The sequence below is a fragment of the Amycolatopsis sp. NPDC028719 genome (genome assembly GCF_055565395.1).
The window spans coordinates 30,934-57,435 of the sequence record NZ_JBVHUL010000004.1 but is presented as its reverse complement, the minus strand read 5'-3'; the positions used below and the strand labels follow the sequence as shown (position 1 = coordinate 57,435).

Below are 26,502 nucleotides of genomic sequence, written 5' to 3'. Positions count from 1 at the left end.
CATGCAATACGAACTCCGCTATCAGGTCATCGAGCCGAAGCGGCAGACCTACCAGAACGTGATCGACCGGCTGGGGGACCAGCCGGCCAGCCGGTACCTGGAAGCCACCCTCGATGTCCAGCCGAGGGAGAACTTCCACTATCGGCCCACCTGGGACCCGACCCGCGAGATCTACGACGCCGACTACAGCGTTCTGAAGCTGAGCGATCCCTACAGCTACACCGACCCGCGGCAGTTCTACTACACGCCGTACGTCACCAACCGCGCGGCGCTCCACGACGAGTTCACCAAGCAGCTGGGCTACCTCGAAGAGCGTGAGCTGCTCGCAAAGCTTCCGTCGGCGTGGCGCACGGTGCTGTCGTCGGTGGTCCTGCCGTTGCGGCACTTCGAATCGGGCGCGCAGATGGTGAGCGTGGGCGGGGCGCGGTTCGCCTACGGAACCTCGCTTGAGCAGTGCTGCACCTTCGCCGCGTTCGACCGCATCGGCAACGCGCAGATGCTCTCGCGAGTCGGGATCGCCCTGTCGGCGGGAACCGTTGACCTGCTGCAGGTCGCGAAACGGGAGTGGCTGGAAAGCGATCCGCTGCAGCCCCTGCGCCGGTTCACCGAAGAAGCGATGGTGACGGCGGACTGGGCCGAGGGACTGGTCGCGGTCGATCTCGTCGACTCGCTGGTGTACCCGGTGCTTTACCGGGAGCTGGACGAGGTCGCGCTCGCCGGTGGCGCCGGCGCGTACAGCCTCTTCACCCAGTACTTCCACACTTGGTTCAAGGACCAGCGGAAGTGGCTCGACGCGCTGATCTCGGCGTGGGCGAGCGACGAGCAGTACGGCGAGGCGAACCGTGAGCACCTCGCTCGCATCGTGGGCACCTGGAACCCGCTCGCCCACGAAGCCGCCACCGAGCTGGCCCGCGTGGTGGACAACCAGCTGCCGAAGGCCGGCACGGTCGCCGCACTCGCCCGGACGACCACCGCGGCCGAGCAGCGCTGGGCCCAGGTCACTGGAGGTGCGGCGTGAGCCAGACCCTGCGCCAAGTCGGCATCGACATCCAGGAGTCCGAGGAGAACCGGGCCCTCGTCGCGGCCATCCGATCGGACAACCCGGAGCTGACCGTCCGGCACCTGCCGGGACTGGTCAAGATCCAGGCCGCCGGACAGATCGTCATCAACCGCGAGACCGTCGAGCGGGAGCTCGGCCGGGAATGGGAGACCGGCGAGTTCCAGCTGGCCATCGTGTCCTTCGCCGGGAACCTCTCGGAATGGGACGACGACCGGATCATCGTGAAGTGGGAGCACTAGGAAATGACTCAGACTGCACCGCGCCGCAAGCTGCCGCTCAAGGAACGCTACTCGCTGCTCACCCGTGACCTGGACTGGGAACCGAGCTACGTCACGAAGGATGAGCTCTTCCCGCACACCAGCTACGAGGGCATCAAGGTCCACGACTGGGACGGCTGGGAAGACCCGTTCCGGCTCACGGTGGACGCCTACTACAAGTACCAGGCCGAAAAGGACAAGCGGCTCTATGCCGTGATGGACGGTTTCGCCCAAAGCCAGGGTCACCTGGGGCTTGCCGACGCGAGCTACCTCAACGCCATTCGGCTGTTCATCCAGGGAGTGACCCCGCTGGAGTACGCCGCGCACCGGCACTTCGCCTACCTCGCGCGCTTCCTCGAAGGCCCGGCTCCGCGCTTCGCCGCGCTGTGCCAGAGCGTGGACGAGCTCCGGCACTGCCAGACGCAGATCCACACGATCAGCAACTACAACAAGTACTACGGCGGGTTCCACAGCTGGTCGAAGATGCACGACCGGGTCTGGTACCTGTCGGTGCCCAAGTCGCTGTTCGACGACGCGATCACGGCGGGCCCGTTCGAGTTCCTCATCTCGATCTCGTTCAGCTTCGAGTACCTGCTCACCAATCTGCTCTTCGTCCCGTTCATGAGCGGTGCCAGCTTCAACGGCGACATGCCGACGATGTCGTTCGGGTTCTCGGCCCAGTCCGACGAAAGCCGGCACATGACGCTCGGCCTGGAGGCCATCAAGTTCCTGCTGGAGCAGGACGAAGGCAACGTGCCGATCATCCAGGAATGGATCGACAAGTGGTTCTGGCGCGCATACCGGATGTCCGCACTGGTCGCCGGGATGATGGACTACATGCTGCCCAAGCCGGTGATGAGCTGGAAGGAAGCGTTCGAGCTCTACTTCGAGGACCAGATGCTGGGCGGGCTCTTCCCGGACCTGGAGTTCTACGGCATCCGTCCCCCCAAGCACGTTCAGGACGCCATCGCCGAGAAGGACAAGCTCTCGCACGAGGTCTACAAGGTCCTCCACAACTTCTCCTTCGCGGCGTCCTTCACCACGCAGGCGCCGAGCGAGTCCCACATGCGCTGGCTCTCCGAGCAGTACCCGGAAACCTTCGACCAGCACTACCGGCCGGTCTGGGAAAAGCACCACCGGATCGAGGCCGGCGGCGGCCGGACGTTCTTCCAGGGCCTGCCGCAGCTGTGCCAGATCTGCCAGGTCCCGATGGCGTTCACCGAGAAGGACGACCCGGGAAAGATCTCCTTCCGCGTCAGCGAGTTCCGCGGTGAGAAGTTCCACACCTGCAGCGACGGGTGCCAGTGGATCTTCGAGCGGGAGCCCGAGAAGTACGTGCAGGCATGGCTGCCCGTGCACCAGATCTACCAGGGCAACTGCGGTGGCCCGTCGGTCCCGGAGGTTCTGGAGTGGTACGGGATCCAGGATGGCGACAACGGCGAGTACAAGGGCTCACCTGACCAGAAGTCGTGGGCAGACTGGCACAACGGCGGCGTGGAACAGGGAGTCTGACATGGCTGTGAAGGCACTCTACGACTACGAATTCCCCTCATCCGACCGCGCCGAGCTCTTCGGCGAAGACCAACTCGTCTACGTGCATTGGGAAGGCAACCCGCTGTTTTGTTCGGCCGCCTGCTTCCGCGTTCCGAAGGCGACGTCCTTCCCGGAGTTCGTGCAGAACATCGTCGGGCCGTGGGCTTCGTCGGACCCGGACTTCGAGCCGGAGGCCGTGCGCGACTGGCAGGTCGACGGGCAGCCCCTGGGCGAACCCGGCGACAAGTCGCTGTCCGAACTCGGCATCGGCCACAAGACGCTGCTGAAGTTCACCGCCTGAACGGAGACGCTTCGTGACGACCCACACCATCCGCGTCGAACCGCTCGGCGTCGACGTCCCGTGCCGTGAGGACCAGACGGTGCTCGACGCCTGCCTGCGGGAAGGCATCTGGCTGCCGCACGCGTGCACCCACGGCACGTGCGGCACCTGCAAGGCCCAGATCCTCGACGGCGAAGTCGACCTCGGCGACGCCTCGCCCTATGCGCTGCTGGAGAGCGAGCGGGACGAGGGCGCGGCCCTGATCTGCGTGGCCCAACCGCGCAGCGACGTGGTGGTCGAGGGCGAGGTCGACATGGACGAGGGTGTCGGTGTCCACCCGGTGCGCGACTTCCGCGGCCGGGTGGACACCCTCGAGGACGTTGCACCCGATGTCCGGCGCCTGGTCCTCGCGCTCGACGAGCCGCTGTCGTTCAACCCCGGACAGTACGTCCTGCTCGACGTGCCGGGTGGACACCAGCGGCCGTACTCGATCGCGAGCACCCCGGCCGACGGCAGCCGGATCGAGCTGCACCTGAAGCGGTCGGAGAATGGTGTCGCCACCGACCGGTGGGTGTTCTCGACGTTGAGCCCCGGCGACGAGGTCACGCTGTCCGGGCCGTACGGGCGGTTCTCGTTCCGGCCGATGCGCACGCAGCCGGTCCTCCTCTTGGGCTCGGGCACGGGTCTCGCTCCGCTCAAATCGATGATCAAGCACATCGCCGAGAACGGCGGCGAGCACCAGGTCACCCTCTACCACGGCGTGGGCACGAAAGCCGACCTCTACGACCGTGAGTTCTTCGAGGGTCTGGCCGCGAGCAACGACTGGTTCACCTACCGGCCGGCCCTGTCGAAGGAGCAGTGGGAAGGCCGGTCGGGGCGCGTCCCCGCGCTGCTCGCCGAGGACTATCCCCGGGCCGGCGGCCACGTCGCCTACATCTGCGGCAGCCCGGCCATGGTCCAGGACACGATGAAGGCTCTGATGAAGTCCCGGCTGTTCCCCCGTGACATCTACCGGGAGGACTTCTTCGACTCCGCCGACCGCGCCGCGGGCGCCAACGTGGTGCGCAGCCCCCTGATCCGGCGCTGATCCGGCAGCAAGAGAGGTCATCAGTGAAAGTCACCAGAGTCGAAGCCATCCCCTTCGCCATTCCCTATCGCAAACCGATGCGGTTCGCGAGCGGCGAGGTCGACGTGGCCGAGCACATTCTCGTGCGAGTCCACACCGACACGGGACTGGTCGGCACCGCCGAGGCGCCGCCACGGCCGTTCACCTATGGGGAGACCCAGAGCTCGATCAAAGCGGTGATCGAGACGATCTTCGCTCCGCAGCTGACCGGGATGTCGCCGCTCGCCAGGGAGGCAGTACACGCCAAGCTCGACCGGACGGTCGGCAACCCGGTCGCGAAGAGCGCGGTCGACATGGCCCTGTGGGACCTCATCGGGCAGGGCCTCGGCGTGTCGGTGACGGAGCTGCTCGGCGGTTACACCGACCGGATGCGCGTGAGCCACATGGTGGGGTTCGCGCAGCCGGGGGAGATGGTCGACGAGGCGGAGCGGATTCGGGAAACGTACGGCATCACGACGTTCAAGGTGAAGGTCGGGCGCCGGCCCTTCCAGCTCGACGTCGACGTGTGCCGGGCGCTGCGTGCCGCGCTCGGTGACGGCGTCGAGCTCTACATCGACGGCAACCGCGGGTGGACGGCGTCCGAGTCCGCTGCCGCGCTGCGGGCACTCGAAGACGTCGGTCTGCTGTTCGCCGAGGAGCTGTGTCCCGCCGACGATGTGCTGGGCCGGCGCTGGCTCGCGCGCCAGAGCCGGATCCCCCTCTACGCCGACGAAAGCGCCACCCGCCCCGGTGAGGTCACCCGTGAGCTCCTCGCGGGGGCCGCCCACGGCATCAGCATCAAGACGGCCCGTACCGGGTTCACCTACTCGCAGCGAGTGCTCAGCCAGTGTGCCGGGCTCGGCGTCGAGGTCGTCATGGGTAACCAGATTGACGGCCAGGTCGGCTCCCTGTGCGCCGCAACGTTCGGTGCGGCGTTCGAGCTGTCCTCCCGGCGGGCGGGCGAGCTGTCGAACTTCCTGGACATGGCCGATGACCTGCTCGCCGAACCCCTGCGGATCGAGCACGGCGAGCTCCGGGTCCTCGAAGGTCATGGCCTCGGCATCCAGCTCGACGAGGACAAGCTCGCCCACTACCGCCAGGACTGATGCCTGCCACCACGAAGAGAGGAAATGTCATGACCGAGGTTGCATCCCCCACTGCCGCGGACTCGGGCGCGTCGGCGACCAAGACCTTCCAGGAGCGCACGAAGTCAGGAGCCGCGACCGACCCGGCCCGCGTCGATGCCATCGCGTCCGACGCGCTCGCCGCGCTGCGGGAGGTCATCCGGAAGCACGGGGTCACCTACGACGAGTACAACGCGTTCAAGGCCTGGATGATCCGGGTCGGCGCGGACGGCGAGTGGCCGTTGTTCCTCGACGTGTTCCTCGAGCACGAGGTGGAGGACCTGGCCAACGCGAGCCGGGAGGGGACGGCGGGCAGCATCGAAGGTCCCTACTACGTCGAAGGCGCTCCCGAGCTCGGGTCGGCGGGCCGGCTGCCGATGCGGGAGAACGAGCCCGGCGTGCGGCTGAAGTTCTTCGGCCAGGTCCGCGGAGTCGGCGGTCAGCCGATCGCCGGCGCCGAGGTGGACTTCTGGCAGGCTGACGACTCCGGCCTGTACTCGCAGTTCGCCCCCGGCATCCCGGAGTGGAACCTCCGGGGGCGGTTCAGCACCGACGCCGAGGGCAACTACGCCGTCGACACCCTCCACCCCGCGCCGTACCAGATCCCGACGGACGGCGCGACCGGCGCGCTGATCTCCGCCGCCGGGTGGCACGCGTGGCGACCGGCCCACCTGCACGTCAAGGTCTCGGCGCCGGGCTACCAGCTGATCACCACGCAGCTGTACTTCGACGGTGGCGAGCACGTCAAGGACGACATCGCGTCCGCGGTCAAGGACGCACTGATCCTGGAACCGACTCCGGTCGACGGTGATGGCGAGCAGGTCCGCTACGACTTCGTGCTCGACCCCGTCTAAGGCCGGGATGCTGTTCGCCGTGCGGATGGCCGTGGAGCTGCCGCGGAACCTCGACCCTCAAGTCAGGGAGGAGCTCCTCGCCACTGAAAAGGCCTACAGTCAGGAACTCCAGCGTGCCGGGAAGTGGGTGCACCTGTGGCGGGTGGTCGGCGAGTATTCGAACCTCAGCGTGTTCGACGTCGCGGGCAACGCCGAGCTGCACGAACTGCTGTGGAACCTGCCGTTGTTCGAGTACATGCGTGTCGAAGTCACGCCACTGGCTCCCCATCCGTCCGTCGTCGCGGGCGAGCCGTGAGCGTGACTTCCGGCCTCACCAGGGCTGCTGCCGGTATCCCGGCTGCCGCCTTGGTGAGGGACGCAATGTTGACACTCAATGTCCAGGATAATTAATATCCAGGTTCATGAGGATGAACCAGGGCGTCGAGTGGGCCGTACACGTGCTGCTCTCGCTCGCCTGGGCCGACGGCGGAGACCCCGTCCCGTCGGCGCGACTGTCGGCCAGTTACGAACTGCCTCAGGCCTACCTGAACAAGCAGCTTCAGGCCTTGGTCAAAGCGGGGCTCCTCGAGTCGCTCCCCGGCGCGCGCGGCGGATTCCGGCTCGCGCGCCCCGCCGAGAAGATCACGCTGATGGACGTCGTCGCGGCGATCGAAGGGCCGGAGCCGCTCTTTCAGTGCACGGACATCCGCCGGCGGGGCATGGGGGCCGGGCTGGGTGAAATGTCGTTCCGTCACCCCTGCGCGGTGAACGGGGCAATGCAGCGCGCCGAGCTGGCGTGGCGCAAGTCGCTGGCCGCGCAGACCATCGCGGACGTGAGAGCCGAGGCGGAGCTCCACGCACCGACCATCGCAGACGTGGCGCGCCGCGCGTACGCCCGTGGCTGACGCTGCTCGAAAGGGACAACTGATGATCGAACACGGGTCCGGGGTGGTACCCCGGGTGAACGGCAAGGCCGTTGTGAAGGACCCGCCACTGGTCGCGAGGATCGACCGCCTGATGCTCACCGTGGTCATCGCCCATTTGGTGCTCGCGGGCCTGCACGGGATTGCGCACGTCGGCGGGGGCATCGCCTCGAGCGTCGGGCAAGTGACGTACGCGGCCGCGGTCATCCTGGTGTCGGTCTACGGGATCTACCGCCACTACCGGCACCCCGGACGTGCGGGAGCCGTGCTCGTGGTCGTCTCGATGGCCGGCGCGTTCGTCTTCGGTACCTACTTCCACTTCCTGTCCGGCACCGAAGACAACATCCGGCACGTCCACTTCGCGACCGCGGGCCGCTGGGCGATGCCGTTCGACCTTTCGGCCGTACTGCTGGCGATCCTGGAGCTCTTCGGCACCGCGCTGGCCTACGCCGTCCTCCGCAGGAGGGTGCGGATCTCATGAGCTCGCTGACCACACCGACGAAGGGCGACTCCCGCGCGCTGGAGGCCGCCGGTGCCGCCGCGGACTGGGTCGACCAGCGCTACCGCGTCTCGAGGGGGCTGCGGCACCAGTTCAACAAGGCGTTCCCGACGCACTGGTCTTTCCTGCTCGGCGAAATCGGGCTGTACGCGTTCATCGTGCTGCTGGTGACGGGGATCTACCTGACGTTGTTCTTCGACCCCTCGATGGAGGAAGTCGTCTACCACGGCAGCTTCACGAACATGCAGGGCTTGGAGATGTCGCGCGCGTTCCAGAGCACGCTGGACATCTCGTTCGAGGTTCGCGGCGGCTTGTTCATGCGTCAGCTGCACCACTGGTCGGCGTTGATCTTCGTCGCCGCCATGTCGGTCCACATGTGCCGCGTCTTCTTCACGGGCGCGTTCCGCCGTCCTCGCGAGGGGACCTGGCTGATCGGTGCCACCCTGCTGATCCTCGGCATGTTCGAGGGCTTCTTCGGCTACTCGCTCCCGGACGACCTGCTGTCCGGCACCGGCATCCGCGCCACCCTTTCCGGGATCATCCTCTCGATCCCGCTGATCGGCACGTGGATCCACTGGGGACTGTTCGGCGGCGAGTTTCCCGGCAACCAGATCATCCCGCGGCTCTACACGATCCACATCCTGATCCTGCCCGGCATCATGCTCGCGTTGATCGCGGCGCACCTGGGCATCGTCTGGTACCAGAAGCACACGCAGTTCCCCGGTGCGAAGCGCAAGGAAACGAACGTCGTCGGCATCCGCATCTTCCCCGCGTTCGCGCTGAAGGCGACCGCCTTCTTCGTGATCGTCACCGGGGTGCTCGCCCTGCTCGCCGGGCTGTTCCAGATCAACCCCATCTGGAACCTCGGGCCGTACAACCCTTCGCAGGTTTCCGCCGGTTCGCAACCGGACTGGTACCTGGCTTGGGCGGACGGTCTGCTGCGGATCTGGCCGGCCTGGGAGGTCTACCTCGGGAACTACACGATCCCGGCCGTGTTCTTCCCCGGCGCCATCGGCATGCCGCTGCTGTTCACCTTGCTGTTGACCTACCCGTGGCTCGAACGGCGGCTTTCGAAGGACACCGCCCACCACAACATCCTGCAGCGTCCTCGTGACGCACCGGTGCGGACCTCCTTGGGCATGATGGCGTTCGGGTTCTTCATGGTCATCGAGCTGTCCGGGTTCAACGACATCATCGCCGACCAGTTCGACATCTCACTGAACGCGACGACCTGGGCGGGCCGGATCGGTGTGCTGGTCGTGCCTCCGCTGATGTACTTCGTCACGTACCGGATCTGCCTCGGTCTGCAGCGCGCGGACCGCGAGGTCCTGGACCACGGCGTCGAGACAGGCATCATCACGCGGACACCGTCCGGCGGGTACTTGGAGATCCACCAGCCGCTGAGTGAGGTCGACGACCGTGGTCACCCCGTTCCCCTGGAGTACCAGGGCGCGACCGTGCCGAAGCGGATGAACCAGCTGGGCGCTGCCGGGCACGCGGTTCCCGGGTCGTTGCTGACTCCGGACCCGGCGGGGGAGACGGCTGCTCTCAAGCGTGCCCGGAGCGACGGCAAGCACTGAACGGCGTCAGTCGAAGGGTAGTTTTCGACGTGGCCCGGATCGTGGCGAAACGGGCTGTGGTCAAGACCAGGTCGCCGGGCAGCCGCGGCAGGACAGTCGGCAGATCCTAAACTGCGGCGCGGCCCGCTCGGTGAGCGCGGGCCGCGCCGAAGACGTGGAGTCGATCGCGGTGTTCGATACTCGAGGACCCGGCGGACAACTTCTCCAGGTACTACTCCGGTCGGGATGCGACGTGGATGATGGCCAAGGGGAGTGGGAAGAAGCCGAGAACCCTACCGCCGTGTCCGAAGCTCTCGCCGTCGTCATGCTGGAGGACCTCGCCGCGCCAAGGCCGTTGCGCACGGTCCCGGCTGACGCCTCGACGGGAATTGGCGCCGGACGGCTCCAGTGTTTTGGCCTGGTCGGTCGACATGCCTGAGCTCCAGAACCTCGAATGTCTGGTACGTCTTCTTCCCATACCCGAGAGCGCTTCATCGGGAGTCTCGGTCAGGCGTGGAACCAGGCTTCGGTCGACATCGCCCCGCGCGCCCTGCGCGGCGTTCAACGCCGCGAGGACGCCGGCTGAGCTGGGACGGCGTGGCCGAGTCGGCGAGTGAGCGTGCTGTTGTGCCCTGCCTCGGCCTCCGCCTCCGTACAAGCTGGGGAGAATGGTGATCGCTACCGACACCGCCAGGCGCAGCCCAGCAGGGACGTCGGCGCTTCCAGAGTCCAGGTAAGGAACAACCGACCGCGGAGGTCGTTTTCGTCTCGCCGGCGGAGACTGTCCGGCCATGGGCGAGCCGTCGGCGGTGGCCCGCCACGCGGCGTCAAGGTGCCGGTCGTCGCCCGTCACTTCGTACTGGCGCACGTGGAAAAACGTCTTGCCCGCACTGCCCGTGAACAGGCCCGGGTCGATGCTGTGCGTCGACCCTCTCGGCGACCTCGTCGAGCACTTGGCGGAACAGCGGCGCAACCCGGGCTGTCGTAGAAGGTCCGACCGCGCGGCAGGACTCCAGGCAGCTTCCGACCGTCAGACGGCCTCGGCCGGTCGGACTTTTCGCTTCGCGGTGCGGAGGCGGTCGAGGCTGAGTGCGAACGTGCGTACCGGGGCCAGCGCGAGCAGGGCGGCCGCGGCACAGGCCGGGAAGACCGAAGCGCTGAGCGGCGCCTCCCAGTTGACGAAGATGCCCATCGACATGGCGAACACGAGCAGAAGCCCGGTCGCGGCCCACGCCGACCACCGCACGGCTATCCCCGCCAGCAGGCTCAGGCCCAGGACCAGCTCCATGGCAGTCGCGACCCACGCGGTGACGTGGACCATCCCGCTGGGCAGGTACGGCGCGAGTTTCTGCGTGTACTCGACAAAGGAAGCGAAGTCGCCCCAGGTGACCGAGCCGCTGTGGGCGGGTCCCCATAGACCCATCCTGTCGGCCACAGCCGACAGGAATCCCGGTGAGAGCGTCATGCGGGCGAAGACGGTCGCGACGGTCCAAGCCGGCTCCCGATGTGGAGCGTGCTCGAGCCGGCGGTGCGCTCGGCGCAACCCGGACATCAGGACTCCTTGTTCGGCGAGAGAGCCTGCGCGGCAGGCGGTCGCGCGGCGTGACGGCCGCGGTGCAGCCACGGATGAGCCACGCGGTGCAGCAGAGGATTGACGAGATAGGTCATTGTCGGGACCACGGCGGCGACCACCAGTAGCGTCCGCTCCGGCAGCGTGAGCCAGGGAACCCAGGCCGAGATGGCCAAGGAGGACAACATCACCAGCGGGTAGAGCCCGATGAACGACAAGACCGCCAGCTGCCACCTGGCGGGCTTGCTGCCGGGCTGGTCGGGGCTCGGGGTGGAAGTACGCATGAAACTCCTCGTGCTTTGGGCTCGACCCTAAGAGTGGAATGTGCACAAGGGAAAGACCAAGCCCGGCGGATTCAGTAGCGTGGGGTTATGGATCTTGAGATACGGCACCTTCGGTATGTGGTCGCGGTTGCCGACACACTCAACTTCTCTCGTGCAGCGGAACAGTTGCACATGTCGCAACCTGCCCTTTCGGCGCGCGTCAAGGCGATCGAACGGCACCTCGACGTCGCACTGTTCCAACGGACTACCCGGTCTGTGTCCTGCACTGAAGCGGGTGCTCGCTTCACGGAGCGCGCAAGGGAAATCCTTCGTCTCATGACGGACGCAGAACAGGAATGCCGACAGGCCGGTCACGGCGGGCAGCTGTGGGTCGGGTTCTACGGAGTCGCCGCGGGAGAGCTGACCGCGGCGATCGTGGATCGTTTTCGCAGTGAGAACTCGCGAGTCGAAGTCGGGTTGCGCCGGTACGGCTGGGAAGATCCGTCGGCAGGCTTGCAAAACCGGGACGTCCAGCTCGCGTTCGTCCGTCCGCCGTTCCGCTCGCGTGGGTTGCGGCTCCTGCCCCTGCTCTCCGAACGACGGGTAGCCGGGCTACGCGCCGACCATCCGTACGCCGGCCGCGAAAGCATCGACGTCGCCGAATTGCTCGACGAAGCGGTGATCGTGCGGCGCACTCCCGATCCGGTGTGGGCCGAGTTCTGGTACGCGGGCGCCGTGCGGGGTGACCGCCCCGCGCCACGCCTCATCGAGGTTGGCGATATCGACGAAGAGCTGCTGGCCGTGGCGGGAGGCCGGGCGATCACCCTGACCACCGCCGCGGCTGCCGACTACTTTCCCCGGCCGGGAGTCGCCTACGTTCCCTTGACCGGCCTGCCGGTCAGCCGGGTGGCGCTGGCCTGGCACTCGGATGAGACCGATCCGGTGTGCCTGGCCTTCATCGATGCGGCGCGCCACGTGGTGGCTCAGCGTCGCGTCGATGGACGTTGACCAAGTGAGCGAGAGTCACGCCACCGGCTCAGCCTCTCGGCAAGATCTGAAGGACGAGCAGTACCAGCAGCAGAACTCCGAAGAGGGCGGCCGGCACGACACTCCGCAGCTCGTCCTTGGCACGCAGGTGCGCCACGGCAGCTCCCACGAGCAGCGCGACGAGGCCTGCTGCGGCTGCGATGCCCAGAGGCGGCCAGAAGATCCCGATGACGAGGCCGGCCGCCCCTGCGGCCTCGAGCACTCCGATCGCCCTGAACGTGCCGAGCTGGTAGCCCAGATGTGCCGCGTTGTCGGCCATCTGCGGCACTCCGCGCATCTTCGCCCCGCCCAGACTGAGGAAGCCGAGAGCTAGAACCGCCGACAGCGCGATGACAACGATGTCCACGTGGATCTCCTTGAAGGTTTCGAAGAGCCGTGCGGGACGAGCGCTCGGCGCGCACGTCCCGCACGGGCAGTCAGGCTGTGAGCGCGAGGATCCGGGAGAATGCGCTCGTCAGCTCCGCAGCGGGGTCGGCGGCCTCGGCGGCCGAGCGCCAGGCGACGAACCGGTCCGGGCGGACGAGCAGCGCGCCTCGCTCAGTGATCTCGCGATGACGGTTCCAGGTCGAGTTGGGGTCGAAGAAGTCCCCGTCGGAGTGCCCGACCGTGATGGCGTCGAGGGGCACGTCGAGGGCGGTGGCGACCTTACGAGCCGCCTCCACCCAGTCCGTCCCCTGTTCACCGGCGATCAACAGGAAGTGCCCCGGTCGCACGAGGTCCATCGTGGGCAGGCGGTGGCCCTCGAAGTCTTCGAGCCACGAGTGCGGGAGGGGCTCGCCGGGCCGCGTGCCCGGCTGGTAGATCCGGATCGGGTCGGGGTTGTGCCGTTCGGGGCTACCGTCGGGGACGATGGCCGCCGAATCGTAGGTGTAGCCGTACTCGACGTTGTGCTCGTCGAATTCCATCGACTGGTCGGCGATTCCGCGTCGCATGGCGGCACGCAGCTCGGCGTCCTCGTCGCGGTCACTCCAGATCCGGCGCATCGCCGCCCAGTTGTGCTCGACGCCGACTTCCGGGCTCATGCCGAGCTGAGCCGTGGTGGTCAGGTGGTTGAGGGCGTTGTCCAGCGAACGCTGCACGTTGCGGGCCGTGGTGGGCTTCCTCTCGGCTTCGTAGGTGTCGAGCAGTCCTTCTTCGGCGTGCCCACCCAGGACGGCAGCCAGCTTCCAGGCGATGTTGTGCGCGTCCTGGATTGCCGAGTTGAGGCCGAGCCCGCCGGTCGGCGGGTGCCGGTGGGCGGCATCGCCGAGCAGGAAGATCCGGCCGTCCTGGAACCGGTCGGCCAGCACCCCCTCCACAGACCAGCGGGAGATGACGTGGACCTCGATCTCGTGGTCGGCCAGGCCGAGCGCGGTACGCATGTCCGCCACGACCCCCTCATCGTCCATGGCCCGGCTGTCGTCCGAGAGGTAGTTCAAGTGGCAGACCCACTCCTCGGATTTCGGACCCCAGTGGTCGGGGCCCATCGGCGCCAAAACCACGCCAAGACCGACGTTCGGCGCCTGCATCCAGCGGAGCAGGACGTCGTCGTCCCGGGCCCACTCGGAAAGGTCAGCAGTGATGTGGACGGACACCATCCGGACGACGTCCCTGATGCCGTCGAGCTTGACACCGATCGACGGTCCGACGGTCCGGCCGCCGTCGCACCCGAGCAGGAACCGGCTGCGGACGCGGTACTCGTTCCCGGATTCCTTGTCGCGGACGGTCGTCGTGACGCCGTCTTCGTCCTGCTCGATCGCAATGGCCTCGTGGTTGAACCGCAGGCGGTCCGGTCCGAGTTCCTCGGCGCGTTGCTTGAGCAGTGGCTCCAGCCGGATCTGGGGCAGGTTGGTCTGGTGGCACGCACTGGCGGCCGCCCATGCGGGGTTCGTCCCGCCGCATCCCCAAGCTTCCATCCGGCCGTACTGCCGGCCGACGTCGGGGTCGTCGCCACGCAACCCTGCGTACCAGGCCGTGTATGCCATCTGCTCAGGCGGGCAGCCCCGCTCGTAGACGGCGTCGTCGGCACCCAGTCCGCGGAAGATCTCCATCGTGCGCTGGTTGAGCACGTGCGCCTTCGGGAGGATGGAGGTGTGCGGCCAGGCGTTGATCAGCAGAGTCTCGACCCCGAGCTGCGAAAGCAGCATCGACGCCGTCAGGCCGGCGCCGCCGCCGCCGACGATCAGGACCGGGACCTCGAGGTCTGCGGTTCGGGTGGTCATTGAATGCTCCTTTGGTCCTCGGCGAGTCGCCAGGTGAAGGTGTAGCTGTCGAGTACTTCGATGAAGCTGTCCGGAAGTGGTCCGCCGACGCTGCCGAACACCGCGACGACCTGGTCCGCTTCGAGTGCGACGGTCACCCGCACGCTCTCGCTGAGGCCCGCCGCGGCGAGCTCGGCTTCGATGACGCGGCGCACGATGTCCTGACGCAGTGCGGGCTTGAACGGCTTGCCGACGCGAGTCAGCGGAATCTCGTCGATCACGTGAACGTCTTGAGGCACGGCCGCTCGATCGGCCACCTGGTCCGCGGACCAGGTGGCGATCTCCGCGCCGGTCACGTCGGTGCCGGGCCGGAGGGTCACGTAAGCGGCCGGTAGTTCGCCGACCCGTCGGTCAGGCATCCCGACGGCTGCGGCCGCGGTCACGGCGGGGTGCGCGAGCAGGGCTTCTTCGATCACGGCGGGGTCGATGTTGTGGCCGCCGCGGATGATGAGGTCCTTGGCGCGGCCGGTCAGGCGGACGAAGCCGTCGGTGTCGACGCTGCCGAGGTCTCCGGTGTCGAGCCAGCCGTCGACGACCTTGCGCGTGGGGTCGGGCACGCGCCCTTCGGCGGTGACCCGCACGTACCCCGGGAACACGGTCGGCCCGCTGATCATCAGCACGCCGGTCGCCCCGGGCGGGAGGTCGGTCCAGGCGCCCGTTTCGCCGTCGATGTGCACGGCCTTGATCTGCTGGTACGGCAGCCGCTGCCCGACCGTACCCGGGCGGAACGCGCCGGCGTACGACCTCGCGGAGGCCGCCGTCGCTTCGGTCAGGCCATAGCCCTCGCACAGCTCGACGCCGGTGTGCTCCAGGAACCGGGTGCGCACTGCCGCGGGCAGGGGAGCGGCGCCGACCATGGGAAAGGTGAGGCTGGAGATGTCGGCGTCGACCGGCACCTGACCGAGGGCGGCGTACACGGTCGGGACCGCGGACATCGCGCTGATCCGGTAGCGCTCGACGAGCCGCCAGAACACCCCGTACAGGTCGGGATCGCGGTATCCCAGCGGTCCCGCCCAGACGACGTGCTGTCCCTTGAACAACGGCGCGAGCCCGGTCACGAGCAAGGCGTTGACGTGGAACAGCGGGAGCCCGGCGAACAGCGCGGGGGCGTCTTCGCCGGTGCACGCAGCCAGGGTCCACGCCATGGTGACCTCGTTGGCGTGGGTGTGGGCGGCGACCTTCGGCGTGCCGGTGCTTCCTCCGGTGTGGAAGTAGCTGGCGATGTCGTGAGCCGCCGGCAGGCTCGACGCCGGCAGTTCCGCGGAGGATGCAGCCGCGGCGAGCTCGTCCAGGTAGCCGATGACCAGGCCCGGCATGTCGGGGAGGTCGAGTCCGGAACCCTCTGCGCCGTCCGGCCGGATGGCCAGGACCGCGGTCACGTCACCCCGCCTGGCCAGTTGCAGAGCCTCCTCCCACAGGTCCGCGTCCAGCTCGGGCCCGGCCACGACCAGCACGCGTGCTCCCGCGATCTCCAGCAGTTCCCGGACCTGCGCGGGAGCGAGTCCGGGGTTGATCGGCGCGGCGATGCCCACCGCTTCTGCAGCCAGGGTGGCGGCGAGCACCGCGCTCGTGTTGGGAGCGAGCACCGTGACCGCGTCGCCGCGCCCGATGCCCAGCCCGAGCAGGACGTGCGCGATCCGCCGCACGCGTTCGGCCAGCTCGGCGTAGGTGAAGCGGACTGGTTCCTGCCAGCGAGCCACTGAGGGCAGCGCGCTGACAGCCGGCGCGTCCGGCCAGGTCTCAGCCGCGTGGCGAAGCAATTCGTAGGTGCTCGGCGGGAGATCGCGGTCAGCGAGGGGTACCGCTTCGATCGCGGTGAGGTCCTCAGGCCGGTCGAAACGAGGCCACGACAGAGCAGAGGTGGGTGCAGTCATGGGACAAACCTCCGGGACGGGGGATCACGGCCGCCGGGTCGGCAGGCCGGAGGTTCACTTGACGGCGGTGCGCTGCGTGCCGAGGTCGATGGCGCCGCCGGGAGTGGCGATGCGAGCCGTGACGACGTCACCGGCGTTCAGGTAGCCAGGATTGGCGGCCTGGCCCTTGAAGAAGAGCTTCCACTTGATGTCCTCCGGCAGCAGGCCAGCCACCTTCGTCACCAGCGCCGACGGTGCCTTGAGCGCCGTGCCACCGGGCGTCCCGGTGAGGACGAGGTCACCGGGGTCGAGGGTTTGGAACCGGGCCAGCCGGGTGAGTGCCTCGGCCGGACGGGTGATCATGTCGGCCGTCGTGGAGTCCTGCCGGAGCACGTCGTTGACCCACAGCTGGAGCCGCAGATCGCCGAAGGATCGCAGATCGGCGGAATCGACCAGAGTCAGGCGCGGTCCGACGGGCGTGAATGTCGGGTATGACTTGCTTTCGTAGAACTGGCCCTTGCTCAGTTGGACGTCGCGTGCCGAGACGTCGTTGGTGACCACGAACCCGGCGACGTACCGCGACAGGTCTTCCTCGCGGACCCGAGTGTCGATCGCGAGCGGGCTGCCGATCACGAGACCGAGCTCGACCTCGTAGTCGAGCAGCCGGACGTGCTTCGGTGTGACGATCGTGTCGTTCGGGCCGCTGACCGAGCCGGACGCCTTCCGGAAGAAGGTCGTGGTGACCTTGGCCGGGTCGAACCCCGAATCCTTGGCGTGCGACCGGTAGTTCACCATCTGCGCCACGATGCGGGCGGGCGTCGTGACCGGCGACAGCAGGTCCAGTCCGGATACATCGACGAGCCCGGTCTGCTCCGCGGCGGCCGCATCGACGGCCTGACGGTCGGCAAGCAGTTCGGCTGTCGTCCGGGCTGCGGTGTCGACCGCGGCGGCCTTGCCGTCGTGCTCGACCCACCATCCGTCGCCGGTGCGCAGGACGTTGACGCTCATTTGTTCATCGCTTTCATCAGGCCCACGAGGCGGGAGGGATCGATCTCGTTGTCACCGCGCAACGCGTCGAAGAGGGAACGCAGCAGTTTCGGGGACGGGGTGGTGCCGAGGAACTCCTTCGTCACGGGCGGTCCCCACTGCGCCAGTCCGCTCGCGGACATCTTCTGCCAGCCGGGTTCGACCGAGCAGTCGAAGAGGTCGCCGTCGGCGAAGTGTTCGACCATGAACCGGTCCGGGTCCTGCCAGTAGTCGAACAGCTGGCTGCCCAGGATGTGCCTGCCTATTCCCCAGGTTCGCCGGTAGCCGCGCTCGGTCAGGAACTCGCCGCCGGCCGCGAGCGCGTCGAGGTCGGCCACCTGGTAGGCGGAGTGCACGTACCCCGTGTTCAAACCCAGGTGCATCGCCAGGGTGTGGTGGTCGGCGGGCTCGTTGCCGCGGTCGCACCGCATGAACGCCATGGTCGGTCCTCGGTCACGCTGGCCGTCCACGAACAGGAAGTCGCTGACGATCAAGCCCAGCGTGTCCACGTACCAGTCGAGGGCACGCTGGAACACGGTCGTCTCCAGGACGACGTGCCCGAGCCGCTGGACGCGGGCCGGCTCGCGGGCCGGGCGCTGCACGTCGTTGAATCGCGTCGGTTTCGTGCCGAAGTTGAGGGTGAGCGGCCGCTGCTCCAGAAGCGCCGGCAGCTCTTCCATCCCGTGCACCACGCGCACCGGGAAGCCGCTGGGGTCGGTCAGGTCGACGACCTGGCCACCGCCGGGGCTCTTCAGGTCCCGCACCTCGGTGCCGGTGGCGATCGCCAGCTTGCGGAGGTCAACGGCGTCGGTCGCCCGGAAGGTGGGGCCGACGAACCGAGAGGCCGCTGCGCGGCGGATGACGAGGCAGTGCGTACCCGGCAGCGTGCCGCGCAGGTACAGGGTGTCCTCGTCGCGGGCGGCGACAGCGAATCCGAAGTCGCGGGCGAACTCCTCCGCGCGCCTGAGATCGGGCTTTTCGAAGGTCAGCCAGGCCAGGTCGGCAACCTTGACCACCGGGTTGAGCGACCGGCCGGCGTGCTCACCGCGGAGCTTGCCGTGCTCACTGTGCAACCCGGCATGAACGTCGCTATGGGTGGCCACGTGACCACACCCCTTCAGTCAGTGTTGATGAATTCATCAGTAACGATGACAGGTGACAGGAGTGGTGGCAATGGTCCGCCGTCACAAAGGGCTTCATCAGAACTGATATCGGATACAGTCGTGGGATGACGTCGTCATCAGTTGGAGGCACTGCGCCTGCCACGCGCACGGATCGGCGCAAGGAGCGCACCCATCGGGCGCTCGTCGACGCCGCCCGGGAGTTCTTGGCCGAGCACGGCTCCTTGGAGATCAGCATCAAGGAGATCACCGACGCGGCGGACGTCGGCTTCGGCTCGTTCTACAACCACTTCGACAGCAAGGCGGACCTGTTCCAGGCCGCCATCATCGACACGCTCGAGGAGCACGGCCGGATGCTCGACGAGCTGACGTCGGGGATCTCCGACCCGGCCGAGCTGTTTTCGGCCTGCCTGCGGTTGACGGTGCAGATGGTCGACAGCCACCCCCAGCTGGCGCGCATCCTGGCTCGGGCGGGGTTCCCGTACCTGGACTCCGACCGCGGCCTCGCTCCACAGGCCCTGCGGCACATCAAGATGGGAGTCGAGGCCGGCAGGTTCGAGGTCCGGAACCCGCGCGTCGCTCTCGCCACCGCGGGTGGTGCCCTGCTCTCGATGATCCACCTGCGCCTGGAGCACCCTGACTTGCTGGACGCCGAATCGGACAGCGAACTGGCCGAGCAGATCCTGCGGGGTTTCGGGATGAACCGGCGGAGCGCGCACGCCATCGCGTACCGGCCACTGCCCGCAGCGAACCCGAACGGGTGATCATCGCGGTCGGCGTGGTGCTCGGCTAGTTACATGTCGCGCTGAAGAGGCGCAGTCGCAGCGGGTCGGGCTTGTGCGGATCGAACAGCTCGGGGACAGGGCGCCCGGCGAGGTTCAGCTCGTCCACGAGGTCCGGACCGTCGCCGGTCCAGCCGTGGGCCGTGAGCCACTCGGACGGCGGCCAGAGTTCCGGTCCTCCCTGGTCGGACGTGACGAAGACCGTCGCGACCGCCCGGTCGCTGTCGTCGGAGATCGGGATATCGGTCAGGCGAGTACGGCGGGAGAGGTACTCGCCAGCCAGTGAGCTGCCGGGGGCGGACAGTTCGCCGATCTCGTCTAGGAAACGGTCGGTCTCGGCCGGCCGGAAATACATCAGCAGGCCTTCGGCCAGCCAGGTTGTCGGGGCTTTCGGGTCGAAACCGGCCGTCAGCAGTTCGCCGCGCCAGTCGTCGCGCAGGTCCGTCTCGACCGAGACTCGCTGGATCGCGGCGCCCGCGCCGACGTCGGCCAGTACCTTGGCCTTGAAGGCCAGAACGCCGGGTGTGTCGACCTCGTAGACGACCGAGTCGTCGGGGAGCGGAAGGCGAAACGCCCTCGTGTCGAGACCGGCGCCGGGCAGGACCACCTGCCGGCAGCCCGCCGCCACTCGCTCGAGGATGTAGCTGTCGTAAAAGCCCGTGCGGCCGGAGAACAGGCTGTAGAGCCCGTTCCAGAGGTGCGATGAGTCGTCTTCCCGAGCCGGACCGAGCCGGGGGAGGATGCTGCCGTCCGCGTTGACGCCCAGCGCCCGCACGACGAACTCCTCGGCCAGCGGATCGGCGAACAGCCGATCGGCGCGGCGGGTCTCCTGCGCACGGGCGTAAGCGGCGAACAGCGCGGTGAGTCCGACGCCTTCGGGAAGCTGCAGTGCATTCATGAGGCCATCGTCAGCTTCGTCGACAGCCAGTGCCAATGCACAGTGACAATGACTACAAGCAAGGGAGGAAATTCGCCCTGGCCATTCTCTGCAGCTGCGACAGGAACGCAAATCCCGGCCTCGGATGTGGGCCGGGAGCCCAACCGCACTCATTCCCCAGTGGGCTGCGGGGCTTCCGTCGATCGGGCCAGCCAGTGGTCCGCGGGATCGATCGTCCGGGCGATGCGCTGGCCGATGGTGGCGAGCTGCTGCACCTGGGTCTTGGTGAGGGGATCGAACACGAGCCGCCGGACCTCGCGGACGTGGCCAGGCGCGGCGCTGATGACGACCGATTGGCCTGCGTCGGTGAGCACGGCCAGCGTGTACCGGCCGTTGGTGGGGTCGGGCGTCCGGCGCAGCCAGCCGCGCTTTTCCAGGCGGGCCGCCACCTGCGACAGGCGGGGAAGGCTCCCGGAAGAGAGGGAAGCGAGGTCGCTCATGCGCATCGTTCGATCGGGGGCGTCCGACAGCGTGGCGAGCACCACGTAGTCGAAGTGGTTGATCCCGGAGTCGCGCCGCAGCTGGGTGTCCAAGGCCGAGTCGAGCCGGGAAACGAGGCTGGCGAGGGCGAACCACGCTCGCCGCTCCTCCGTCGTGAGCCAGCAGACGTCTTCGTCGTCGTCGCGACTTTCCGGTGTCGTCGAAGCCTTCGCCATGGCGGAATCTTAGCGCATATGAGTTAAAGCGTGAACTGAGACACGGTGCTGATGACTTGCAAGTTTAAGTCAGCGCTCGTACTTTGACTTAAAGTTGCAAGTCAAGGAGGCTGTCATGAAGATATTGGTGCTCGGTGCCACCGGCGCGACCGGTGCCCTGCTCGTCGACAAGGCACTCGCTGCTGGTCACCGTGTCCGGGTGTTGGTGCGTTCGCCGGAGAAGCTCGCGCTCACACATCCGGGCCTGGAGGTCGTGACCGGCCAGGCGACGGATCCCCACGACGTCGGGAACGCGATGACGGGGATGGACGTGGTGATCAGCACGCTGGGCGCGACGAAAGGCAGCGTCATGACGGACGCGACCCGCGCCATCATCGCCGGCGCCGATCGGAGTGGCGTGCGCCGCGTCGTGGTGCTGTCTTCGTTTGCGGTACTCCGCGCGCGGCTCAGCGGTGCGGCGAAGCTCGTCTCGGCGCTCAGCATGAGCGAGATGCTGAGGGACAAGGCGTCCGCCGAGGAGCTCCTGCGAGCTTCCGATCTCGATTGGACGGTCGTGCACGCGGTCCGGCTGACGAACGGGCACGCCGCCGGCCGGACCAGGGTGCTTCCCGCGTCGGCCGCACTCCGCCTGCGGACCTCGGTCACCCGGTCCGACGTCGCCGAGCGGCTGCTCGCGTCGGTTTCGGACGCGGCCTGGTTCCGTCAGGCACTGGTTGTCGCCGGCTAAGCCCTTCATCTCACGAGAATGGGAACATCCATGGTCCACGACCCGCGTTATCCGGAAAGCCCCGCGGGCGCCTACCGCGCGCTCGTCTCGCGCGTCCTGCCCGAGGCGTACGCGCAGCGCCTCTGGACGAGCGACTACGGGCCCCTCCCGGCCCTGTTCGTCAGTCACGGGGCTCCGCCCACGCTTGATGACCCGGTCTGGCTGGACGACCTGTTCACCTGGTCGCAGTCCATGCCCAAGCCACGAGGCGTCGTCATCGTTTCCGCGCATTGGGAGGATGCACCGCTCGCCGTCACCAACCCGGCCATCGGCACCCCGCTCCACTACGACTTCACCGGGTTCCACCCGCTGTACTACAAGCTGCTCTACCCCACGCCGGACGCCACCGCTCTCGCCCGGCGTGTCGTCGGCACGCTGGCCGAGACGGCGGAGGTGCACCAGCACACCCGTCGCGGGCTCGACCACGGCGCGTTCATCCCGCTCATGGCCATGTATCCCGCCGCGGACGTGCCGGTGGTCCAGCTCAGCATGCCCAGCCTCGACCCGGTCGCGCTGTTCTCACTCGGACAGCGCCTCCGGTCCCTGCGGGAAGAAGGAGTGCTCGTAATCGGCTCCGGCTTCATGACCCACAGCTTCGAGGCCCTGCGCAGGCCCGAACTCGCCGGGCCAATGCGTGACTTCGACACGTGGGCGGCGGAGGCGCTCGGCAGGGGTGACGTCGACACCCTCGCCGATTACCGAGTCAAGGCGCCTTGTGCCGATGTCGCCCATCCCACGGCCGAACACTTCGTTCCGCTCCTGCTGGCGCTCGGGGCAGCGGACCGTCCTGAATCGACGGTCACCGCCATCGACCGAATGGTGGGGAACAACTCGATTCGTTCGATCCAGGTCGCCTGATCACGCGACGAGAAGACCTTCACTGTCACGACACGAGCGGCGGCCCGGCATGGTCGGGCCGCCGAAGTGAGTGTCCTCCACTTGCGGGCCGGGAGACGGACGCACATGGACCGTGCACCACGGAGGCTGAGGACACCTTCGCGGGTGTGGCCGCCCTCACGGGAAAGGGTGTCACGCCGGCCCGGTGTTGTCCCGTCTTCACAGCGACAAAGGAGGAACACCATGCGAAAGACCAAGGTCCGGCGTGGAGCTGTCGCGGCGGTTGCCATCGCCGCCGTGGCCGCTCCCATCGTCGTCCACTATGGAACCGAGCCGGCGATCGCCACCGCGGCGGTCAGCCAGGTGCCGACTGGCCCCGACGGCGCCGGAAAGCTGCTGTCGGACAAGCCGATCGCCAACCTCGACCCGGTGCTGGCATCGGCGTCCGCACGGGCCGACCGGATCACCTACCGCTCACGTTCGCTGGCCGGCCGCGACATCGTGGTCAGCGGGGCGTTCTTCACCCCGAAGGGCAGGGCTCCGAGGGGTGGCTGGCCGGTCGTGTCGTGGGCACACGGGTCGAGCGGCATCAGTGACAGCTGCGCGCCCTCGAGTGCGCCGAACCAGAACGGAAAGGTCGACCTCTACGGCTACGGCAGTTTCATCGCGCAGCTGCTGAAGGCCGGTTACGCCGTTGCGGCGACGGACTACGAAGGCCTGGGAACGCCGGGGGAACACCCCTACATCGTGGCGAACAGCGAAGGCCGTGGTGTGATCGACGCCGTGCGTGCGTCGATCGAAGCGGAGCCGACGCTGTCGCGGACGTACTTCGACGTGGGGCATTCGCAAGGTGGCCAGGCGGCCATCGCCGCCGGCGAGATGGCGCAGACCTACGGCCGGGGCCTCGACTTCCGCGGCACGGTGGGCCTGGCTCCGGTGACGAACGTCGCGGCGGCTTACATGTGGGGAAACCCCGGGCCGGTGGACCGAGGTTTCTACCTGCTGGCCCTGGACGGCTTGAAGACCGTCCACCCGGAACTGCAGTTCGACCAGCTGCTCGGCAAGCAGGCTCTGGCCATGCTGCCGAAGGTGGCCGAGGAGTGCACGACCGACATCTGGAACGAGTTCTCCCAGAACTTCGGGGACAAGCTGACCGACTGGCAGTTCGTGCCGCAGAACGACATCGCCGCGCTGAAGCTGCAGGACTGGCTGGACGAGCAGTCGGTGCCGCGGGGCAAGACGCCGGGTCCGATGCTGCTGCTGCAGGGGACGACCGACCCGTCGATCAAGAAGGCCGTCACCGATCAGGCGGTTCGCAACGCCAGGTCGGCCGGCACCCCGGCCGAGTTCAAGCTGTACCCGGGCAAGGACCACTACGGGGTGCTCGAGTCGCGTGGTCAGGGAGGTGCGGCTGACGACGTCATCGCCTGGCTCGGCACCCACTTGCGCAAGTAGCCGAGATCGATGAAGGGCACCCCGCGGCGGTCGCGGGGTGCCCTTCAAACATTAGAGGTTCACTCGATCGGGTCGATCCGGCTGAGCTTGTCCGGATTGGACATCCACTGGATGCCGGTGATGAGCCCGTCTCGGACTTCGAAGGAGCAGACCTGCCAGTGCGACGCGAGCCTGACCAGCAGGGCGGTCTGTCCGTTGACCTCGGCCGTCCGGAACTCGACGTCGGAGTACTTGTCGATCGTCCCGACGACGAACCGCCCGACCCGATCCGCTCCGGACACCGGTCGCAGAGCCGCACGGACCTTGCCGCCACCGTCGCCCCACAACGTCACGTCTTGGGCAAGAAGCCCCTGCAGGCCACTGCGGTCGCCGGTGCGGGCGGCGGCGACGAACCGGTCGACGAGTTCGCGGCGCACGTCAGGGTCGTCGCCGAACCGGTCGCGACCCGAGGTCAGGTGCGCGGAGCCACGCCGGTGGAGCTGTCGTGCATGGGCTTCGTCGAGACCGAGGATCCGGCCGATCTCTTCGTACGGCAGCTCAAAAGCCTCGCGGAGCACGAAGACGGCCCGTTCAGGCGCGGAGAGCCGGTGCATGAGCCGGAGGGTGGCCAGGGAAAGGGTGTCGCGTTGCGCGGCGCTCTCGGCCGGGCCGAGTGGTTGCCCCGCCTCGGTGTTCACGGGTTCGGGCAACCAGGTGCCGACGTAGGTCTCTCGCCACCGGTGCGCGAGACGCAGGCGATCGATCGCCAGCCGCGACACGACCTTGATCAGGAACTGGCGTGGGGCTTCGACGACCGACCGGTCGGTGCCTGACCACCGCAGCCAGGTCTCTTGGACGACGTCCTCGGCGTCGGCGAGGCTGCCGAGAATCCGGTAGGCGACACCGAGGAGTACCGGCCGGTGCTCCTCGAAGACCGAACTGGCGCTCTCCGTGTCGGTTTTCACGGTGCCAGTGTAGGAAACAACACTCCGGGCGGCCCGCTCGCCGCGGGCCGCCCGGAGTTGTGCGGTGGTGGTGTTCACGCGTCCAGGGTCGGGAACTGGTGGGTGCTGATGGCGATCCGGTTGAAGGCGTTGATCATGATGATGGCCATCACGATGTCGGCGACCTCCTTGTCCGACCAGAACTCACGAGCCGCGTCCCACACGTCATCCGGAACTCCTGCCTCACCGATTTTGGTGACAGCGTCGGTAAGAGCCAGGGCAGCGCGTTCCTCGGGGGTGAAGAACGGCGACTCCGGCCAGACCGATACCGCGAACAGGCGCTGTGAGGACTCCCCGGCTTTCAGCGCGTCCTTGCTGTGCAAGTCGACGCAGAAGGAACAGCCGTTGAGCATGGAAGCCCGGAGCTTGATCAGTTCGAGCAGGGTGGAATCCACGGTGTTCTGGGCGTAGGCGTGCAGTTCGAACACCTTCTTGTACGCCTCCGGCGCGACCTTCGCCATCAGCAAGCGTTCCGGCACTGTGGTTCTCCTTTCGTGGTGCCAGGGCGGCAGATGGACGACGGGGCAGCCGGGTTCCGGCGTGACAAGTCCTGGCCGGAAGTGGCCTGGATCACTCAGGTGTCGCGTCCGTAGAGCCAGTCGATGTATCGGTAGTCGTCGCCGGCGCGGTCGCGCAGCAGGGCGTTGCGGGTGGAGCGGAACAAGCCGTCGCAGTGCCAGAGGTCGCCCCACTGCCGGGCCGTGCCCTGGACGCGTGCGGTGCGGGCGGCCCTAACCCCGGCATAGTCGCGCAGTGCCGAGTCCCAGTCCGTGCTTCCCTGGTCGTCTTTGCTGTGCTTCTCCGCTTGCTCGGCGAGCCCGGCGGCATCCTCGAGGGCCTGACAGGCGCCTTGCGCGAGGTACTGCAGCATCGGGTGAGCGGCATCGCCGGTGAGGACCATGCGGCCGTCGACCCACGACGTGATCGGTTCGCGGTCGTACATGCGCCACCACCGGTCCCGCCAGAGGTGCGGCAGGCCGGCGCGCACGGGGGCGCAGGTGGCGGCGAAGGCGGCGTCCAGCTCGTCAGGCGTACCCCAGTCTTCGTCGCCAGCGAGGGCCTTCGGCGACTGGAAGACCGCGACCTGGTTGAGCATCTTGCCGCGGCGCAACGGGTACTGCACCAGGTGACAGCCCGGTCCGATGTAGACGGTGACGTCTTCGAGAGCGATACCGCTGGTGTCGGGCACGTCCTCGAGCGGGACAGCGCCGCGGTAAGCGACGTAGGCCGAACTGATCGGTTCGTCCGCGCTGAGCCGGCCGCGCAGCCGCGATTTGAGTCCGTCGGCCGCGACCACCACCCGGCCGGCGTCACGACGGTGCTCGCCGATCGCGGTTGCGCCGTCTGCATCGTTCTGGACGTCCAAGACGCAGGCATCGGTGACGAGGTCGACGCCCGCGGCACGGCACGCCCGCACCAGAGTGGCGTGCAGGTCGCTTCGGTGGATGACGACGTACGGAGCGCCGTAGCGCCGGCCGGCTTCGGCGAGGTCGAGGTGGGTGAGCTCCTCGCCGTCGAGCGCGTCGCGCATGACGAGCCGCCGCGGGACGACACCGAGGTCGGTCACTTCGTCGAGCAGGTCCCAGTCGCGCAGGATGCGAGTGGCGTTCGGAGCCATCTGAAGACCTGCACCGACTTCTCCGAACTTCGACGCCTGCTCCAGCACGCGCACGGAATAGCCGGATCGGGTCAGGGCCAGGGCCGTGCCGAGTCCGCCGATTCCGCCGCCGACCACGACGGCGTCAACGTCCGGTTCGGTGTCCGCTTGCACGATCGAGTGGGTCATTGTCGTC

28 protein-coding genes are annotated in these 26,502 nt (G+C 67.7%); 16 read left to right on the top strand and 12 right to left on the bottom strand.

The window, feature by feature from the left end:
- Position 1 precedes the first annotated feature (1 nt).
- From ACZ4TR_RS18720 to qcrB, 11 genes are all read left to right on the top strand, one after another.
- Positions 2 to 1,018 carry a ferritin family protein gene (locus tag ACZ4TR_RS18720; protein ID WP_465288192.1) on the top strand — a complete coding sequence of 339 codons (1,017 nt, stop codon included), beginning with the start codon at positions 2 to 4 and terminating at the stop codon, positions 1,016 to 1,018.
- Positions 1,015 to 1,299: an MmoB/DmpM family protein gene (locus ACZ4TR_RS18715; RefSeq protein WP_465288191.1), complete on the top strand. Its 285-nt coding sequence runs from the start codon at positions 1,015 to 1,017 to the stop codon at positions 1,297 to 1,299. Before ACZ4TR_RS18720 ends, ACZ4TR_RS18715 begins: the two co-directional genes overlap by 4 nt.
- 3 nt (positions 1,300 to 1,302) lie before the next feature.
- Complete coding sequence (locus tag ACZ4TR_RS18710) at positions 1,303 to 2,829, top strand: YHS domain-containing protein (protein ID WP_465288190.1); 1,527 nt, start codon at positions 1,303 to 1,305, stop codon at positions 2,827 to 2,829.
- A gap of 1 nt (position 2,830) precedes the next feature.
- Positions 2,831 to 3,151 (top strand): phenol hydroxylase subunit P4, encoded by a 321-nt coding sequence (locus tag ACZ4TR_RS18705; protein WP_465288189.1) that lies wholly within the window; start codon positions 2,831 to 2,833, stop codon positions 3,149 to 3,151.
- Positions 3,152 to 3,164: 13 nt separating this feature from the next.
- On the top strand, positions 3,165 to 4,217 hold the full coding sequence (locus ACZ4TR_RS18700; protein WP_465288188.1) for a 2Fe-2S iron-sulfur cluster-binding protein: 1,053 nt from the start codon (positions 3,165 to 3,167) through the stop codon (positions 4,215 to 4,217).
- A 23-nt stretch (positions 4,218 to 4,240) separates the two neighbouring features.
- Positions 4,241 to 5,341, top strand: coding sequence for a mandelate racemase/muconate lactonizing enzyme family protein (locus ACZ4TR_RS18695; RefSeq protein WP_465288187.1), 1,101 nt, complete (start codon positions 4,241 to 4,243; stop codon positions 5,339 to 5,341).
- A 29-nt stretch (positions 5,342 to 5,370) separates the two neighbouring features.
- Positions 5,371 to 6,213, top strand: a complete 843-nt coding sequence (gene catA / locus ACZ4TR_RS18690) for a catechol 1,2-dioxygenase (RefSeq protein ID WP_465288186.1) — start codon at positions 5,371 to 5,373, stop codon at positions 6,211 to 6,213.
- Between the two features lie 7 nt (positions 6,214 to 6,220).
- Entirely contained in the window at positions 6,221 to 6,508 is a 288-nt protein-coding gene (gene catC, locus ACZ4TR_RS18685; RefSeq protein WP_465288185.1) for a muconolactone Delta-isomerase, read from the top strand.
- Positions 6,509 to 6,614: 106 nt separating this feature from the next.
- Complete coding sequence (locus ACZ4TR_RS18680; RefSeq protein ID WP_465288184.1) at positions 6,615 to 7,097, top strand: RrF2 family transcriptional regulator; 483 nt, start codon at positions 6,615 to 6,617, stop codon at positions 7,095 to 7,097.
- A gap of 22 nt (positions 7,098 to 7,119) precedes the next feature.
- Complete coding sequence (locus tag ACZ4TR_RS18675; RefSeq protein ID WP_465288183.1) at positions 7,120 to 7,596, top strand: hypothetical protein; 477 nt, start codon at positions 7,120 to 7,122, stop codon at positions 7,594 to 7,596.
- Positions 7,593 to 9,194 (top strand): cytochrome bc1 complex cytochrome b subunit, encoded by a 1,602-nt coding sequence (gene qcrB, locus ACZ4TR_RS18670; RefSeq protein ID WP_465288182.1) that lies wholly within the window; start codon positions 7,593 to 7,595, stop codon positions 9,192 to 9,194. Before ACZ4TR_RS18675 ends, qcrB begins: the two co-directional genes overlap by 4 nt.
- Positions 9,195 to 10,203: 1,009 nt before the next feature.
- On the opposite strand, the gene ACZ4TR_RS18665 is transcribed toward qcrB, so the two are convergent.
- Both ACZ4TR_RS18665 and ACZ4TR_RS18660 read right to left on the bottom strand, forming a co-directional pair.
- The gene (locus tag ACZ4TR_RS18665) at positions 10,204 to 10,725 is read right to left on the bottom strand and encodes a MauE/DoxX family redox-associated membrane protein (RefSeq protein WP_465288181.1); all 522 of its coding nucleotides are present in this window, start codon (positions 10,723 to 10,725) and stop codon (positions 10,204 to 10,206) included.
- Positions 10,725 to 11,027 (bottom strand): putative antibiotic biosynthesis monooxygenase, encoded by a 303-nt coding sequence (locus ACZ4TR_RS18660; protein ID WP_465288180.1) that lies wholly within the window; start codon positions 11,025 to 11,027, stop codon positions 10,725 to 10,727. The genes ACZ4TR_RS18665 and ACZ4TR_RS18660 overlap by 1 nt, the downstream gene beginning before the upstream one ends.
- A gap of 87 nt (positions 11,028 to 11,114) precedes the next feature.
- On the opposite strand from ACZ4TR_RS18660, the gene ACZ4TR_RS18655 reads away from it, so the two are divergent.
- Positions 11,115 to 12,014, top strand: a complete 900-nt coding sequence (locus tag ACZ4TR_RS18655) for a LysR family transcriptional regulator (RefSeq protein WP_465288179.1) — start codon at positions 11,115 to 11,117, stop codon at positions 12,012 to 12,014.
- A 28-nt stretch (positions 12,015 to 12,042) separates the two neighbouring features.
- Here the strand turns inward: ACZ4TR_RS18655 and ACZ4TR_RS18650 are convergent, their stop codons facing one another.
- The 5 genes from ACZ4TR_RS18650 to ACZ4TR_RS18630 form a co-directional block, all read right to left on the bottom strand.
- Positions 12,043 to 12,399 carry a DoxX family protein gene (locus ACZ4TR_RS18650; RefSeq protein WP_465288178.1) on the bottom strand — a complete coding sequence of 119 codons (357 nt, stop codon included), beginning with the start codon at positions 12,397 to 12,399 and terminating at the stop codon, positions 12,043 to 12,045.
- Between the two features lie 70 nt (positions 12,400 to 12,469).
- On the bottom strand, positions 12,470 to 14,254 hold the full coding sequence (locus ACZ4TR_RS18645) for an FAD-dependent monooxygenase (protein ID WP_465288177.1): 1,785 nt from the start codon (positions 14,252 to 14,254) through the stop codon (positions 12,470 to 12,472).
- On the bottom strand, positions 14,251 to 16,167 hold the full coding sequence (locus tag ACZ4TR_RS18640) for an acyl-CoA synthetase (protein ID WP_465288176.1): 1,917 nt from the start codon (positions 16,165 to 16,167) through the stop codon (positions 14,251 to 14,253). The genes ACZ4TR_RS18645 and ACZ4TR_RS18640 overlap by 4 nt, the downstream gene beginning before the upstream one ends.
- 54 nt (positions 16,168 to 16,221) lie before the next feature.
- On the bottom strand, positions 16,222 to 17,154 hold the full coding sequence (locus tag ACZ4TR_RS18635; RefSeq protein WP_465288175.1) for a fumarylacetoacetate hydrolase family protein: 933 nt from the start codon (positions 17,152 to 17,154) through the stop codon (positions 16,222 to 16,224).
- Positions 17,151 to 18,275 carry a VOC family protein gene (locus tag ACZ4TR_RS18630; RefSeq protein WP_465288174.1) on the bottom strand — a complete coding sequence of 375 codons (1,125 nt, stop codon included), beginning with the start codon at positions 18,273 to 18,275 and terminating at the stop codon, positions 17,151 to 17,153. The genes ACZ4TR_RS18635 and ACZ4TR_RS18630 overlap by 4 nt, the downstream gene beginning before the upstream one ends.
- 125 nt (positions 18,276 to 18,400) lie before the next feature.
- Here ACZ4TR_RS18630 and ACZ4TR_RS18625 point away from each other — a divergent pair, with 125 nt between their 5' ends.
- Positions 18,401 to 19,057: a TetR/AcrR family transcriptional regulator gene (locus tag ACZ4TR_RS18625; protein ID WP_465288173.1), complete on the top strand. Its 657-nt coding sequence runs from the start codon at positions 18,401 to 18,403 to the stop codon at positions 19,055 to 19,057.
- Between the two features lie 25 nt (positions 19,058 to 19,082).
- On the opposite strand, the gene ACZ4TR_RS18620 is transcribed toward ACZ4TR_RS18625, so the two are convergent.
- Both ACZ4TR_RS18620 and ACZ4TR_RS18615 read right to left on the bottom strand, forming a co-directional pair.
- Positions 19,083 to 20,009, bottom strand: coding sequence for an SAM-dependent methyltransferase (locus tag ACZ4TR_RS18620; protein WP_465288172.1), 927 nt, complete (start codon positions 20,007 to 20,009; stop codon positions 19,083 to 19,085).
- A 113-nt stretch (positions 20,010 to 20,122) separates the two neighbouring features.
- Complete coding sequence (locus ACZ4TR_RS18615) at positions 20,123 to 20,668, bottom strand: MarR family winged helix-turn-helix transcriptional regulator (RefSeq protein ID WP_465288171.1); 546 nt, start codon at positions 20,666 to 20,668, stop codon at positions 20,123 to 20,125.
- 115 nt (positions 20,669 to 20,783) lie between these two features.
- Between ACZ4TR_RS18615 and ACZ4TR_RS18610 the strand changes: the two genes are divergently transcribed.
- From ACZ4TR_RS18610 to ACZ4TR_RS18600, 3 genes are all read left to right on the top strand, one after another.
- Positions 20,784 to 21,395 carry an NAD(P)-dependent oxidoreductase gene (locus ACZ4TR_RS18610; RefSeq protein WP_465288170.1) on the top strand — a complete coding sequence of 204 codons (612 nt, stop codon included), beginning with the start codon at positions 20,784 to 20,786 and terminating at the stop codon, positions 21,393 to 21,395.
- 30 nt (positions 21,396 to 21,425) lie between these two features.
- Positions 21,426 to 22,292 (top strand): DODA-type extradiol aromatic ring-opening family dioxygenase, encoded by an 867-nt coding sequence (locus ACZ4TR_RS18605; protein ID WP_465288169.1) that lies wholly within the window; start codon positions 21,426 to 21,428, stop codon positions 22,290 to 22,292.
- A gap of 222 nt (positions 22,293 to 22,514) precedes the next feature.
- Positions 22,515 to 23,726 (top strand): alpha/beta fold hydrolase, encoded by a 1,212-nt coding sequence (locus ACZ4TR_RS18600; protein WP_465288168.1) that lies wholly within the window; start codon positions 22,515 to 22,517, stop codon positions 23,724 to 23,726.
- 59 nt (positions 23,727 to 23,785) lie between these two features.
- Here ACZ4TR_RS18600 and sigJ read toward each other — a convergent pair whose 3' ends face one another.
- The 3 genes from sigJ to ACZ4TR_RS18585 form a co-directional block, all read right to left on the bottom strand.
- A complete protein-coding gene (gene sigJ / locus ACZ4TR_RS18595; protein ID WP_465288167.1) occupies positions 23,786 to 24,670 on the bottom strand; it encodes an RNA polymerase sigma factor SigJ in 885 nt (294 codons plus the stop codon).
- Positions 24,671 to 24,744: 74 nt separating this feature from the next.
- Positions 24,745 to 25,188, bottom strand: a complete 444-nt coding sequence (locus ACZ4TR_RS18590; protein WP_465288166.1) for a carboxymuconolactone decarboxylase family protein — start codon at positions 25,186 to 25,188, stop codon at positions 24,745 to 24,747.
- 95 nt (positions 25,189 to 25,283) lie between these two features.
- Entirely contained in the window at positions 25,284 to 26,495 is a 1,212-nt protein-coding gene (locus ACZ4TR_RS18585) for an FAD-dependent monooxygenase (protein WP_465288165.1), read from the bottom strand.
- Positions 26,496 to 26,502: the final 7 nt, after the last annotated feature.

Coding starts and splice junctions, on each gene's coding strand:
- ACZ4TR_RS18720 (WP_465288192.1), top strand. CDS start 2: ATGCAATACGAACTCCGCTATCAGGTCATCGAGCCGAAGCGGCAGACC.
- ACZ4TR_RS18710 (WP_465288190.1), top strand. CDS start 1,303: ATGACTCAGACTGCACCGCGCCGCAAGCTGCCGCTCAAGGAACGCTAC.
- ACZ4TR_RS18705 (WP_465288189.1), top strand. CDS start 2,831: ATGGCTGTGAAGGCACTCTACGACTACGAATTCCCCTCATCCGACCGC.
- catA (WP_465288186.1), top strand. CDS start 5,371: ATGACCGAGGTTGCATCCCCCACTGCCGCGGACTCGGGCGCGTCGGCG.
- catC (WP_465288185.1), top strand. CDS start 6,221: ATGCTGTTCGCCGTGCGGATGGCCGTGGAGCTGCCGCGGAACCTCGAC.
- ACZ4TR_RS18680 (WP_465288184.1), top strand. CDS start 6,615: ATGAGGATGAACCAGGGCGTCGAGTGGGCCGTACACGTGCTGCTCTCG.
- ACZ4TR_RS18675 (WP_465288183.1), top strand. CDS start 7,120: ATGATCGAACACGGGTCCGGGGTGGTACCCCGGGTGAACGGCAAGGCC.
- qcrB (WP_465288182.1), top strand. CDS start 7,593: ATGAGCTCGCTGACCACACCGACGAAGGGCGACTCCCGCGCGCTGGAG.
- ACZ4TR_RS18665 (WP_465288181.1), bottom strand. CDS start 10,725: ATGTCCGGGTTGCGCCGAGCGCACCGCCGGCTCGAGCACGCTCCACAT.
- ACZ4TR_RS18660 (WP_465288180.1), bottom strand. CDS start 11,027: ATGCGTACTTCCACCCCGAGCCCCGACCAGCCCGGCAGCAAGCCCGCC.
- ACZ4TR_RS18655 (WP_465288179.1), top strand. CDS start 11,115: ATGGATCTTGAGATACGGCACCTTCGGTATGTGGTCGCGGTTGCCGAC.
- ACZ4TR_RS18645 (WP_465288177.1), bottom strand. CDS start 14,254: ATGACCACCCGAACCGCAGACCTCGAGGTCCCGGTCCTGATCGTCGGC.
- ACZ4TR_RS18640 (WP_465288176.1), bottom strand. CDS start 16,167: ATGACTGCACCCACCTCTGCTCTGTCGTGGCCTCGTTTCGACCGGCCT.
- ACZ4TR_RS18635 (WP_465288175.1), bottom strand. CDS start 17,154: ATGAGCGTCAACGTCCTGCGCACCGGCGACGGATGGTGGGTCGAGCAC.
- ACZ4TR_RS18625 (WP_465288173.1), top strand. CDS start 18,401: ATGACGTCGTCATCAGTTGGAGGCACTGCGCCTGCCACGCGCACGGAT.
- ACZ4TR_RS18615 (WP_465288171.1), bottom strand. CDS start 20,668: ATGGCGAAGGCTTCGACGACACCGGAAAGTCGCGACGACGACGAAGAC.
- ACZ4TR_RS18610 (WP_465288170.1), top strand. CDS start 20,784: ATGAAGATATTGGTGCTCGGTGCCACCGGCGCGACCGGTGCCCTGCTC.
- ACZ4TR_RS18605 (WP_465288169.1), top strand. CDS start 21,426: ATGGTCCACGACCCGCGTTATCCGGAAAGCCCCGCGGGCGCCTACCGC.
- ACZ4TR_RS18600 (WP_465288168.1), top strand. CDS start 22,515: ATGCGAAAGACCAAGGTCCGGCGTGGAGCTGTCGCGGCGGTTGCCATC.
- ACZ4TR_RS18585 (WP_465288165.1), bottom strand. CDS start 26,495: ATGACCCACTCGATCGTGCAAGCGGACACCGAACCGGACGTTGACGCC.